Annotated in this window: 12 protein-coding genes; 6 read left to right on the top strand and 6 right to left on the bottom strand. The window is 62.6% G+C overall.

Annotated elements, in window-relative coordinates; translation table 11 throughout:
- Positions 1–530 precede the first annotated feature (530 nt).
- The gene (locus tag MUM_RS0103900; protein ID WP_010167155.1) at positions 531–1,871 is read right to left on the bottom strand and encodes a PQQ-dependent sugar dehydrogenase; all 1,341 of its coding nucleotides are present in this window, start codon (positions 1,869–1,871) and stop codon (positions 531–533) included.
- A gap of 186 nt (positions 1,872–2,057) precedes the next feature.
- On the opposite strand from MUM_RS0103900, the gene MUM_RS0103895 reads away from it, so the two are divergent.
- The 3 genes from MUM_RS0103895 to MUM_RS0103885 are packed head-to-tail and all read left to right on the top strand — an operon-like array spanning position 2,058 to position 4,014.
- The gene (locus tag MUM_RS0103895; RefSeq protein ID WP_010167151.1) at positions 2,058–2,645 is read left to right on the top strand and encodes an Sbal_3080 family lipoprotein; all 588 of its coding nucleotides are present in this window, start codon (positions 2,058–2,060) and stop codon (positions 2,643–2,645) included.
- A gap of 41 nt (positions 2,646–2,686) precedes the next feature.
- On the top strand, positions 2,687–3,391 hold the full coding sequence (locus tag MUM_RS01000000132395) for a hypothetical protein (protein WP_032881794.1): 705 nt from the start codon (positions 2,687–2,689) through the stop codon (positions 3,389–3,391).
- Entirely contained in the window at positions 3,388–4,014 is a 627-nt protein-coding gene (locus tag MUM_RS0103885; RefSeq protein WP_032881792.1) for a hypothetical protein, read from the top strand. The genes MUM_RS01000000132395 and MUM_RS0103885 overlap by 4 nt, the downstream gene beginning before the upstream one ends.
- Before the next feature lie 70 nt (positions 4,015–4,084).
- Here the strand turns inward: MUM_RS0103885 and MUM_RS0103880 are convergent, their stop codons facing one another.
- The 5 genes from MUM_RS0103880 to MUM_RS0103860 form a co-directional block, all read right to left on the bottom strand.
- Complete coding sequence (locus tag MUM_RS0103880) at positions 4,085–5,050, bottom strand: pyridoxamine 5'-phosphate oxidase family protein (protein WP_010167145.1); 966 nt, start codon at positions 5,048–5,050, stop codon at positions 4,085–4,087.
- 2 nt (positions 5,051–5,052) lie between these two features.
- A complete protein-coding gene (locus MUM_RS0103875; RefSeq protein WP_010167143.1) occupies positions 5,053–5,952 on the bottom strand; it encodes a LysR family transcriptional regulator in 900 nt (299 codons plus the stop codon).
- The gene (locus tag MUM_RS0103870; protein WP_010167141.1) at positions 5,952–6,872 is read right to left on the bottom strand and encodes a LysR family transcriptional regulator; all 921 of its coding nucleotides are present in this window, start codon (positions 6,870–6,872) and stop codon (positions 5,952–5,954) included. Before MUM_RS0103870 ends, MUM_RS0103875 begins: the two co-directional genes overlap by 1 nt.
- Positions 6,873–7,042: 170 nt before the next feature.
- Positions 7,043–7,663 carry a glutathione S-transferase family protein gene (locus MUM_RS0103865; protein WP_029615770.1) on the bottom strand — a complete coding sequence of 207 codons (621 nt, stop codon included), beginning with the start codon at positions 7,661–7,663 and terminating at the stop codon, positions 7,043–7,045.
- A 124-nt stretch (positions 7,664–7,787) separates the two neighbouring features.
- Positions 7,788–8,660, bottom strand: coding sequence for a LysR family transcriptional regulator (locus tag MUM_RS0103860; RefSeq protein ID WP_010167138.1), 873 nt, complete (start codon positions 8,658–8,660; stop codon positions 7,788–7,790).
- A 141-nt stretch (positions 8,661–8,801) separates the two neighbouring features.
- On the opposite strand from MUM_RS0103860, the gene MUM_RS0103855 reads away from it, so the two are divergent.
- The 3 genes from MUM_RS0103855 to MUM_RS0103845 are packed head-to-tail and all read left to right on the top strand — an operon-like array spanning position 8,802 to position 12,007.
- Complete coding sequence (locus tag MUM_RS0103855) at positions 8,802–10,154, top strand: GntP family permease (protein ID WP_010167135.1); 1,353 nt, start codon at positions 8,802–8,804, stop codon at positions 10,152–10,154.
- Between the two features lie 19 nt (positions 10,155–10,173).
- Positions 10,174–10,947 carry a glucose 1-dehydrogenase gene (locus MUM_RS0103850; protein WP_010167132.1) on the top strand — a complete coding sequence of 258 codons (774 nt, stop codon included), beginning with the start codon at positions 10,174–10,176 and terminating at the stop codon, positions 10,945–10,947.
- A 13-nt stretch (positions 10,948–10,960) separates the two neighbouring features.
- Positions 10,961–12,007, top strand: coding sequence for an L-idonate 5-dehydrogenase (locus tag MUM_RS0103845; protein WP_010167130.1), 1,047 nt, complete (start codon positions 10,961–10,963; stop codon positions 12,005–12,007).
- The last annotated feature ends 328 nt before the right edge of the window (positions 12,008–12,335 follow it).

Below are 12,335 nucleotides of genomic sequence, written 5' to 3'. Positions count from 1 at the left end.
CAAAAGCCAAAGCCAAAGCGAAAACCAAATCTGAAACTGATGCAGCTCTGCTTTTCTGTGGGAGCTGGCTTGCCTGCGATGGCATCACCTCGGTGTGTCTGATGTACCGAGTTGTCTGCATCGCAGGCAAGCCAGCTCCCACATTTGACCGTGCCCGCTGTAGATTTTGATTTTGATGTTGCCTTTGCTACACACCACTCAAGCCGGCCTGTAGGCCGCTGTGCTGTTGATCTGCTGTTGATCTTGATCTTAGGCGCCCCGTTAAACCACGCTGGCCGAACGCAGGTAGTACGGAGCGGGTAAACCGGCAGGACGCCGGTTTAGCCGCGACGGGGCAGGGACGCCCCGTCGCGGCGGCCCGCTTCGTGCTGCCGGAATGAGGGCACACCGAGCCTGAGCGAGGTGCCGAGTGGTGGGGCAAGAGCCTTTTGGTTACTTTTGGGCTCTTTTCAAAAGTGACCCGCTGTAAGAGCGGAACCCATACCCGCCATAACAAAAATAACGGATATGCCCCCAACATCAGCAAAACCTTAGGGCTTCACCCGCGCCACCCGCCACACCGTGTTCCCAACATCATCCGCCACCAGCAACGCACCCTGCCCGTCCAGCGTCACCCCCACCGGACGCCCCTGAGCCTCCCCATCACCATTCAAAAACCCGGTCAGAAAATCAACAGGCGTCCCCGCAGGCTTACCGTCCTTGAACGGAATAAACACCACCTTGTACCCCGCCTGCGGATTACGGTTCCAGGACCCATGCTCCCCCACAAACACCCCATCAGCGAACACGGCAGGCATCCCCCGCGCATCAGAAAAGGTCAAACCCAACGGCGCAACATGCGTCCCCAGCGCATAGTCCGGCGCAATCGCCTGGGCCACCTTGTCCGGACGCGGCGGCTGCACCCGGCTATCGACATGCGCACCGTAATAACTCCACGGCCAACCGTAGAACGCGCCATCCTGCACCGACGTCAGGTAATCCGGCACCAGGTCACTGCCAATCTCATCCCGCTCGTTGACCACCGTCCACAATTGCGTAGAGCCAGGCTTCCATGCCAGTCCATTGGGGTTACGCAACCCACTGGCAAACAGCCGCTTCTGGCCACTGCCAAGGTCCACCTCCCAGATCGCAGCACGCCCGTCCTCGGCTTCAAGCCCGTTCTCACCCACATTGCTGTTGGACCCTACGGTCACGTAAAGCTTGGTGCCCTGAGGATTGGCGAGAACGTTTTTGGTCCAGTGATGATTGATCCCGGCCGGCAGATCGGTGACCTTGATCGGGGTCGCATCGATGTGAGTCTGGCCCTGAACATAAGGCACCTTGACCACCGCATCGGCATTCCCGATATACAACTCATCCCCCACCAATGCCATGCCGAACGGCGAGGTCAGACCACTGAGAAAAAGGCTTTTCACCTCGGCATGCCCATCGCCATCGGCGTCCCGCAGCAGGGTAATGCGATCAGCACTCGGCGCATCGGCACCCACCCGGCCCATCACAAACCCCATCGCCGTGCGACGCGCCCAGGCGAGCAAACCTGTGCCGCCGTCGGTGGCACCTTCAGGCATGGGCGGATGGTTACTCTCGGCGACCAGTACGTCACCGTTGGGCAAGGTGTACACCCAGCGCGGGTGGTCAAGGTCTGCGGCCAGCGCCGTCACCGTGAATCCCTCGGGTGCCTTGGGCTGGACATGTTCCGGCCAGCCCACGGCCTTGGACACCTTGAGCGTCGGGATCAGCGAGGTGGTGGGTTCGGGCAGTTGCGGGCTTGGCCCCACACCGGCCTGAAACGGCAGTTTGGAGGACTCACCACAAGCGCTGAGAGCAGCAGTGGCGGTGATCAGCAGCGCAAGGCGGCTTGGTGCATTCATGGGGGTTACCTCAAGGCGGCCTTTTATCAGGCAGGCGTAATGCGCCGCAGTATTACGCCGTGAGGCCTTGCCAAACACCGGGTTGAGCGCAATTCAGATTTGTCGCATGGGCACGAATAGTCGGTACGCGATAACGTGGACAAGCAGTGCTATCATCCAGCCACTATTGATGACATGGAGGTCGCTATGCACAGACCGCTCGCTCCGATGCTGATCGCTATGACCCTGACCATCACGGGTTGCAGCATCAAGCAAACCGTCGCCCCGGCCACCCTGTCCAACGATCAGCCACCGGAGATTTGCCTGATTCCTGCCGAAGGCCTGCGTGCCGGATTCAATACCACCTACACGGCGCAGCTAAGGAGCAAAGGTTTCCAAACCCGCGAGGTGGCAGCCGGCAGCCCGCCCTCCATCTGCTCGCTGTCGACGACCTACATTGGCAAATGGACCTGGGACCTGGCGCTGTACATGTACTACGCCGATATCCGGGTGTATGAACAGGGCCGTCAGGTTGGCCAGGCGGAATACGACGCATCGTGGGGCGGTGGTCGCCCGGACAAGTTTATCGATGCGCAGAACAAGATCATCGAGCTGACCGATCAGCTATTCCCCAATCCTGTATACCGGGCAACCACACCGCCGGCGGCCATTGCTGATGCGCCGCCCGCACTCGACAAAGCAGCCTACAAAAAGAAAAAGCTTGAGCAGTTGATGCAGGAAAGCACGTCTTACGACGATTACCAGAAACGTTATCGCGAGATCATCGCGGAATAAATTATTGCCATGAATCAATGCAACCAAGTCAGGGAGCAGACATGCTGAATGCTGTAGTGGCTGGAAAGAGACGCGGCACCGGTCTGGAAAACCAGGCGCAGGCACTGGGCCTGGCAGAGGGCTCCGAAGACGTTCTCACCTCCAGTGTTTTCGAGCGTCTGGGGTACCTTCCAGATGGGATTTTATCTAGCGTGCTTTCGCAACTGATCGGTGAACCTTTCGGCCCGTTGCAAGCCATGGAATTCTGGCCATCCTGGCCGCTTAAGGGGCGCTCGCGAGTTGAGCCGGACGTTGTGCTAGGTGATGCCCAACGCCAGGTGGTGATTGAAGCCAAACGACATGACCATGTGCGCCAACAGAACGCCAGGCAACTGGCCGATGAACTGTTGGCTGGCTGGCAAGGCGGGTTTCTACAAGGTAACTGCTTGCTGCTTGCCCTTGGAGGGCTGGACGATCCCGGCAAGTTGGGTACCCAGCGACTGCTCGACGAAGTGCTGAGCCACATTCCGCAGAGCGCCAACCTCGGCTTCAAACTGGTCTGCTGCACTTGGCAGGCGTTGTATCAAGCCCTGGAAAATCACATTACCCCGGACTCACCGCCCGGCTGCCAGCGCCTGCTCGATGACATCGCCAAGTGCTATGCCTGGCACGGCCTGCGTACACATCCAATGCGGTGGCTGGGTAACCTGCCGGTCCTCAACATCTTGAACCACCCAAATGCATTCGCTGCCTGGAGGATGAAATGACAGGGAATATGGAAAACGCCTTGCTGGATGTGCGCCGGGCTTATCGTTTGCTCGCCGATTATCAGCAACGTATGTTCGAACTCCTGGGCTACATCCGTGACCAGGTGGGTGCCACCGCGTACTACCACGATTACGTCAACTCCTTGCCTCAGGGGCTGGCCGGGCTGGAAAAACGCGATAACAGCGGGCTTCGCTACCTGCCCTTTTATGACCTGACGGCCATCTGGCTAAAAAACCAGGGCCAGGAAGCGCCCTGGAACAACCACCAGGCCGGCGACCTGATGTTCGGTGCCTGGGTTCGTAGCGACACCGGCTTCGACAAGCACTCAGGAAAATTCGATGGCCGAGCAGCCGAACAGACGGACAGCGCGCTGGTCTTGTCCGTGGTGGTCTGTGACATACCCGCCAAGGCGCCTTGCAACTTGTACGCTGATATCTGGTGCGGCATCGACTATCCGGAAGACGGTGAGGTGAACGACTCCGATGTCCACGGCTACCGCTGTTTTGCACAGTCGATCCCTCTGGAGCAGCTCTCGGATCAAGCGGCGGTAGACCACGCGATTGCCACATGGTGCGCCCAGGCCAGTGACAAGCTCGACAAGCCTATCGGCCGGACTCGCTAAGCCGGCCCAAACACCACCACTCGTGCGATTGAGTTAAAACTCAATCGCACGAGTGTCCCGGAAACACCCTTCAGGCGCGCCAAGGGCCCAACGCCAGGCTGTACGGAGAAAAACCCTCGAACTGCCAACGCAACGCCAACGCCGCCTCCCGCCGAACCACCTGCTCCACGGTCACCCGCCACAACCGCTCCGCGCCCTCGAACGTGGCCAACTCCGCCCCGCCCAGAATCACCTCGGCACGCCCAGCAACCTGCAACACATCACCCGAAGCAAAATCCACGAACAACAACCCCGCCACCGGGTTGACCTGCAAATTGCCCAAGGTGTTGAAAAACGAGTTGCCGGTAAAGTCGGGAATCGTCAGTACATCACCGTCCACCCGCACAAACCCGGTATTGCCACCCCGGTGTGAAACGTCCACCGAACGCTTGGCCGCATCGCCCTCCAGGTCCACATAGCTGGCGACGAAGAAGGTGTCGGCATTGCGAATCACCGCCCGGTCGGCGTCATCGAGTGAATGGGCGCGCTGCACGGCGCCTTGGGCCAGGCGCCGCCCCTGGGCACCCGGGTCCACCGCACGCAGCTGAATGTACTTCGGGCAGTTGCCAAAGGTGTGCACCACCTCCACGGCAAAACCATCGGCGCCCGCCGAAGCCACGACTCCGTTCATGCGGTTGCGCCGCCGCGTGTTCAGATCGATGCCCAACAGCCCCACGGCCGCGCCACTCTTCAAACCGGCCGCGGCGGGGTCACCCACGGCAGGCTGGCTGTCGATGCGTAAACGGTAAGGATCGGGCGAGTGGACAAACCCCGGCGAGCCTTCCAGCAGCGTGGCCCAGGGCAGCCCCTGATTATCCACGGCACCCACCACCAGATAGGGCAACAACTCATAAAACGCCCGATGCTGTTCCGGCAAATGATCACGTATGACCTTGGCGCCAATCACCTCCATGCGCTCGGCCACGCCGGCACTTTGCTGCAGTTGCCGTTCGCCGGCATGCCATGGCGATACGGGAGACGCGTCCAGATGATTCATGCTCAAGCCCTCGGTGGATGAAACGCCGGATGTTCACGCAATGCCGCCACGCTGAAATCAACAAAACTACGCACCCGCATCGACGCGTTGCGCCCTTCGCGGTAGACCACATGCACCGGCAGTGGCGGCGGTTCATAGGCCTGCAATACCCGACGCAATTGGCCGCCGGCCACGTGCTCGTGGACCGGATAACTCAGGCAACGGATCAACCCGGCCCCCTGCACCGCCGCATTGATCGCGCCCTGCACCGTGGTGCAGCCGAGGCGCGCCCGGGCCTTGATGCTGGTGCCTTGGAAATCCCATTGCACCCAATCCGAATACGCCTGGGTTGCGACCAGCCGATGTTGCTTGAGCGCCTCGGGTTGCAGCGGTTCACCATGGGTGTGCAGATAGCCGGGGCTGGCGCAGACGATGTTGCGCACATGGCCCACAGGCCTCGCGATCAGGGATGATCCAGGCAGTTCTCCCACCACCACCGCTACGTCCAGGCCGTCTTCATTCAGGTTCGGAAAATGATCGTGGTAGTGGGCAAACACCCGGACCCCGGGATAGCGCTCCAGGTAGTCGGCCAACAGCGGCGCCATCACATAACGGCTGAACAGAAACGGGAAAAACACCCGCAGATTGCCCGCGGCCTGCACGTGCGCGCCCTTGGCAGAGGCTTCGGCGGCGCTCACGCCGTCAAGGATCCGCGAGCAGTCCGCCATGAACCTCACGCCCGCTTCGGTGAGGCGAATGCCCCGGGTGCTGCGCTCCAGTAATTGCACGCGCAAGCGCGCCTCCAGACGGGCAATCGCGCGGATCACCGTGGGCCCCGAGACGCCCAGGCCACGGGCCGCCGCCGCCAGGCTCGGCTGGCGGGACAGCGCCTGGAAAATCTGCATGTCGCGATAGCGGTCCATCAGGCAGGCCACTGCATCGCGGGGTTGAGCGCTGCATCCTGCCCCAGCCGACTGACCAGGAAGTCCACGAAGGTGTTGACCTTCGCCGGTACCCGGGCGCTGTTCTGGAACACCACGTGGATCGGCAATGCCGGCGGCTCGAACTCTTGCAGGATGATTTCCAGTGCGCCGGCACGCACATCGCTGGCCACCTGATAGGACAGCACCCGCGTGACGCCCCAGCCCAGGCGCGCCAGGTTGATGGCAGCGTTGTTGGCGGTGACTACCAGACGTGGATCAACGGCCACGTTCAGCGGCTGGCCGCCTTCGATGAACTGCCATTCGCTGACCAATTGGCTGGAAGACGACGTGACAATCTTCGCCTCTCGCAGTTGCCCGGGGTGCAGCGGCCGGCCGTGCCGTTCAAGGTACGCCGGCGCGGCGCAGACCACGCGGCGCACCTCGCCGACCTTGATCGCCTGCTGGCCAGTTTCCTGCAAATGCCCAATGCGCACGGCCACATCCACGCCTTCGTCGGTCATGTTGACCACGCGGTCCACCAGCAAGGCGTTGATGTTGACCTGGGCAAACAGGTCCAGGTATTCCCCCAGGACCGGCGCGACAAACAATTCGCCGAACAACACCGGCGCGGTGACCGTCAGGTGTCCCCACGGCACCGAGAAGCTGCCGGCGGCGGCCTCTTCGGCCTCCGTCAGTTCGGCGAGGATACGTCGGCAATCGTCCAGGTAACGCTGGCCGGCCTCGCTCAGGTGCAGGCTGCGGGTGGTGCGCGACAGTAACTGCGTGCCGATACGCGCCTCCATCGCGGCGATCGCGCGGGTCACGCTGGGGGGCGAGATATTCAGGCGCCGGGCCGCCGCCGCAAAGCCCTGCTCTTCGGCAACAGCGAGGAAAATCTGCATTTCCTGGAAACGGTCCATGGGTCCCCTTTAATCGAATGTCATGCACCAAACCTGTGGTTTGGGAGCGGTTGTGGCGAGGGAGCTTGCTCCCGCTGGGCTGCGAAGCGGCCCCAAAATCTTGGGAGCGCTGCGCACTCCAGCGGGAGCAAGCTCCCTCGCCACAGCAAGCTCCCTCGCCACAAAAACCTTTAATCCTTTGTTAAACCTACGGCCGTGCGTTGCATGCCGACAAACCCCGGCAGCGCCTCGATGCTGCCCAGCCAGGCACGAACGTGCGGGTAGTCGTTCAGCGCGACGTTACCTTCCGGCGCATGGGCGATGTAGGTGTAGTGCGCGATATCGGCAATCGACGGCAGGTCGCCGGTCAGGAAGCGGCTCTGCGCCAACTGTTGCTCCACCACATTGAGGAAGGCATGGGAGCGGCTGATGGCTGCCTCGGCATCCAGCGCCGCGCCAAACACCGTGACCAATCGGGCGGCAGCCGGGCCGACGTGCAGTGGCCCCGCTGCGGCCGAGAGCCAGCGCTGCACCCGGGCCAGAGCCAGGGGCTCGGTCGGCAGCCACTGGGTGTTGCCATAGTGGCCGGCGAGGTACACCAGGATCGCGTTGGAGTCCGCCAGCACCACACCGTTGTCATCGATCACCGGCACCTGGCCGAAGCTGTTGAGGGTGGCCAGGAACTCGGGGGTTTTGTGTGCGCCTTGCTTGAGGTCGACCAGCACCAACTCGGCCGGTACGCCCAGCAGCGACAGCATCAATTGGACCCGGTGGGAATGGCCGGACAATGGGTATTGGTAGAGTTTGATCATGACAGGCTCCGCGGTGTGCCAGGGACTCGACCCGGTGATCGGGTCGATGGCGCTATCTTCCGCCGCTACGGCACGCAACAGAATAGCCAGCTTTTGCAATCCAGCATTTCACCCGGTGAAACAATCACTCGCCAAACAACTCGTCGATCAGGTTGAACAAGGTGGTTTTTACCGCGCTGTCGAGTTCGGTCCAGGCCAGGCCGGTCCTGGCCTGGAACGCACCCAGCTGCAGGTGCCGGGACACACAATTGGCCGGCAGCGCCCGGGCGGCCTGCAACGGCAGCACACCGACGCCCAGCCCGGCCGAGACCAGCGCCAGCATGGTGGTGAACTCCCCAAGTTCAGAGGCGATTTCCAGGGGCACGCCCACGGCCTGAACGAACTCGTCGTAGAACCCCGGGGCATAGCGCCGGGCCAGGATGAACACCGGGACCTTGAGCAAGTCGTTTGGCTGGATGACGTCCTGCGCCGCCAACGGATGATCGCTGGGCAAGGCCACCACAAAACTTTCTTGCAGCACCGCCCGGGTGTGCACGCCGGGATAGGCCGCCGGCAAGCGCATCAGGCCAAAATCCAGCTGGCCATTTTTCAACGCCGCCGCCTGGTCCGGGCCGGGCATGTCCTTGAGCTCCAGTTCAATGCGCGGGTAGCGCTGATGCACCGCGCGAATCAACCCCGGCAGCAATTCCGGCAACACCGACGAGACAAACCCCAGGCGCACCCGGCCGATCTCCCCACGGTTCGACGCCCGGGCAGCATCGGCGGCGCGGGCAGCCTGGTGCAGCGTGGCCTGGGCTTCGGGCAGAAACACCCGCCCGGCTTCGGTCAGCGTCACCGAGTGCCGGTTGCGGTCGAGCAGGCGCACGCCCAGGCCGTCTTCGAGCAATTTGATCTGCATGCTCAAGGCCGGTTGCACGATCGACAGCTGCACGGCAGCCCGGCCGAAATGCAGTTCCTGGGCGAGCACGACGAAGGCCCGCAGGTGCTTGAGTTCCATCAGGAGGCTCCGGTTATCACGGTTTTTGATCACCCGATCACAAATGAAAATTGGACGCTGAACCCGGGCTGCGGTGAAGTAAGGCCCGTCATACACGATATGACAGGGTTTGGCCTATAACAATGAGAACAAGGAGGCACCATGCTCGGCATGGCTAACGACACCTATCTGCTGCTGGACGCACTGGTCACGATTATCGGATTGATATTGTTGATCACCCATTTCAAGGTTCACCCCTTCGTCGCCTTGACCCTCGCCGCCGGTTTTCTCGGCCTGACCTCCGGCATGCCGGTGGACAAGGTCATGAAAGCGTTCCAGGACGGCTTTGGCGGAGTGCTGGGGTTTGTCGGGATCATCCTCGGCCTGGGCACCATGCTCGGCAAACTGATGGCGGATTCCGGCGGCGCCGACCAGATCGCCCGCACGCTGATCCGCGCTTTCGGCAAACAGCGGGTGCACTGGGCAATGATGTTTTCCGCGTTCCTGGTGGGCATCCCGCTGTTTTTTGAAATCGGCTTTGTGCTGTTGATTCCCCTGGTGTTCATCGTGGCCCGGCGTACCGGGCTGTCGCTGATCAAGATCGGCATGCCGCTGCTGGCCGGGTTGTCGGTGGTGCACGGCCTGGTGCCGCCGCACCCGGGGCCGTTGCTGGCCATCGGGATCTTCGGCGCGGATATCGGCAAGACGATTTTCTACGGGCTGGTGGTCGGCCTGCCTACGGCAATCATCGCCGGGCCGCTGTTCGGCAACCTGATCTCACGCTACGTGCCGGGCAGCCCGTCCCCGGAATTGATGGAGCAACTGGCCAAGGAATCCTGCGGCGAGAACCTGCCGGGTTTCGGCATCACCGTGACCACGATCCTGCTGCCGGTATTCCTGATGCTGCTCAAGACCTTCGCCGATGTGGCGTTTGCCGCCGACAGCACCTTCCGCGTGTGGATGGACCTGATCGGCCACCCGATCACCGCCCTCCTCGCCGCCTTGCTCCTGGCGTTCTATACCTTTGGGGCCGCCCGGGGATTTTCCCGGGAGCAACTGAGCAAGCTGCTGGATTCGAGCCTCGCACCCACCGCTGCCATCGTGCTGATCGTCGGCGCCGGCGGTGGTTTCAAACAGATGCTGGTGGCCAGCGGCGTGGGCGACGTGATCGGGCACATGGCGGTGCGCGCCGAGATTTCACCGATTCTGCTGGCGTGGCTGGTAGCGGCGGTGATTCGCGTGGCGACCGGCTCGGCCACCGTGGCAACCATCACTGGCGCCGGGATTGTCGCGCCGGTGATCGGCTTGATGCCCGGGGTCAACCGGGAGCTGCTGGTGCTCGCCACAGGCGCCGGTTCGCTGGTGCTGTCCCACGTCAACGACGCCGGGTTCTGGCTGGTCAAGCAGTACTTCAACATGACCGTCGTCGAGACATTCAAGACCTGGACGCTGATGGAGACCGTGCTCTCCTTCGCCGCCCTGGGGTTCATCATGCTGCTGTCGTTGGTGGTGTGAAGCTTTAGGAGATCGACCCATGCAAAGCGTTTTAGACAACTTCCGCCTCGACGGCCGCCTGGCGTTGATTACCGGCTCCAGCGCCGGTATCGGCCTGGCCATTGCCCGTGGCCTGGCCCAGGCCGGTGCACGGGTGGTGCTCAACGGGCGCAACCGCAGCACCTTGCGTGACAGCGCCGCATTGCTGGCGGCGGAAGGCCTTGAGGTGCACACCCAGGCGTTCGACGTCACCGACGGCGCGGCGGTGCTGGCGGCCGTGGCGGATATCGAAGAGCGCCTGGGCCCGCTGGACATCCTCGTGAACAACGCCGGCATGCAACGGCGCGGGCCGCTGGAGGACTACAGCGAAACCCACTGGCGCGAGTTGATGAGCACCAACCTCGACAGCGCCTTCCTGGTCGGCCAGGCCGTGGCCCGGGCGATGATCCCGCGCAAGCGCGGGCGCATCATCAATATCTGCTCGGTGCAAAGCGAACTGGGGCGCCCGGGCATCGCGCCATACGCCGCCAGCAAAGGCGCGCTGAAGATGCTCACCAAAGGCATGGCCATCGATTGGGGCCCCCACGGGCTGACGGTGAATGGCATCGGCCCCGGCTACTTCAAGACCGAACTGAATGCCAACCTGGTGGCCAACCCCGAGTTCAGCGACTGGCTGGTGCAACGCACGCCGAGCCGACGCTGGGGTGACGTGGCCGAACTGGCCGGCGCTGCGGTGTTCCTGGCCAGCGACGCGGCGAGCTTCGTCAACGGTCATATCCTGTACGTGGACGGTGGCATCACCGCCTCGCTGTAACCCGGAGAATTTCATGCACGCTATCGTCTGCCATGCCTCAAAAGACCTGCGGGTAGAACCGCAACCCGAACCCCGGGCACTCGCCCCCGACCAACTGCGGGTGCGCATTGCCCGGGGCGGGATTTGCGGCTCGGACCTGCATTACTACCAGCACGGCGGCTTCGGCACCGTGCGCCTGCGCGAGCCGATGGTGCTGGGCCACGAAGTGTCGGCGGTGATCGAGGCCGTGGGCCGTGAAGACGGACCCTTCACGGTGGGCCAACGCTTGTCGGTCTCACCGTCGCGGCCTTGTGGCGGCTGCCGTTATTGCCATCAAGGGCTGCCGAATCATTGCCTGAACATGCGCTTTTACGGCAGTGCGATGCCCTTTCCCCACGTGCAAGGTGCGTTTCAGCAAAGTCTGGTGATCGAGACCCACCAGGCGCACCTGCTGGCCGATCATGTCAGCCTTGCCGAAGGTGCGATGGCCGAGCCGTTATCCGTGGGCTTGCACGCCATCCAGCGCGCCGGGGCAGTCTTCGGCAAACGGGTGCTGGTCACCGGCTGTGGCCCCATCGGCAACCTGTTGATCGGCAGCCTGCGGGCAGCGGGTGCGGGAGAAATCGTCGCAGTGGACCTGGCCGCCGGCCCCTTGGCCTGCGCCGAAAAAATGGGTGCCAGCCGCACCCACAACCTGGCGGAAGACGCCGACGCGTTGAAGCGCTACACCGCCGAAAAAGGCTACTTCGACGTGATGTTCGAAGTCTCTGGCAGCGCCCAGGCCCTGCGCAACGGCCTCGAATGCATGGCCCCGCGCAGCGTGCTGGTGACGGTCGGGTTGGGCGGTGAAGTCTCGCTGCCGCTGAATATGCTGGTGAGCCGGGAGATCGACTTGCGCGGCACGTTCCGCTTCCATTCGGAGTTTGCCCAGGCGGTGGATTTGCTCAACCGCCAGGTGATTGATGTGCGCCCGGTGATCTCCCATACCGTGCCGTTCAGCGAGGCGGTTCAGGCCTTTGAACTGGCGGCGGACAAGAGCCAGGCGATGAAGGTGCTGCTGGATTTTGGCGTGGGTGATTGAGCCGGGCCATCCAAACCGACGTTCCTGTGTTCGGACATATTGTCCCGCGCCACCTGGCCCTGCATCACAGCGGCGGCGATTTGGCTGGTGGATGGGGGTGTTTGGGGATGGGCTGGGTGTATATCCGTTATTTAGGTGATGGCTGAGATTGGTTCCGCTCTTACAGCGGCTCACTTTTGAAAAGCGCAAAAGTAAGCAAAACGCTCTTGCCCCACCACTCGGCACCTCGCTCGGGCTCGGTGTGCCCTCACTCCGGCTTTGGACCGTGGGCCGCCGCGATGGGCCATCCTTGGCCCAGCGCGGCTAACCCGGCGTCCTGCCGGGTTAC

This window comes from Pseudomonas sp. PAMC 25886 (assembly GCF_000242655.1).
Classification (GTDB): Bacteria; Pseudomonadota; Gammaproteobacteria; order Pseudomonadales; family Pseudomonadaceae; genus Aquipseudomonas.
This window is presented reverse-complemented; position numbering and strand designations above follow the sequence as displayed.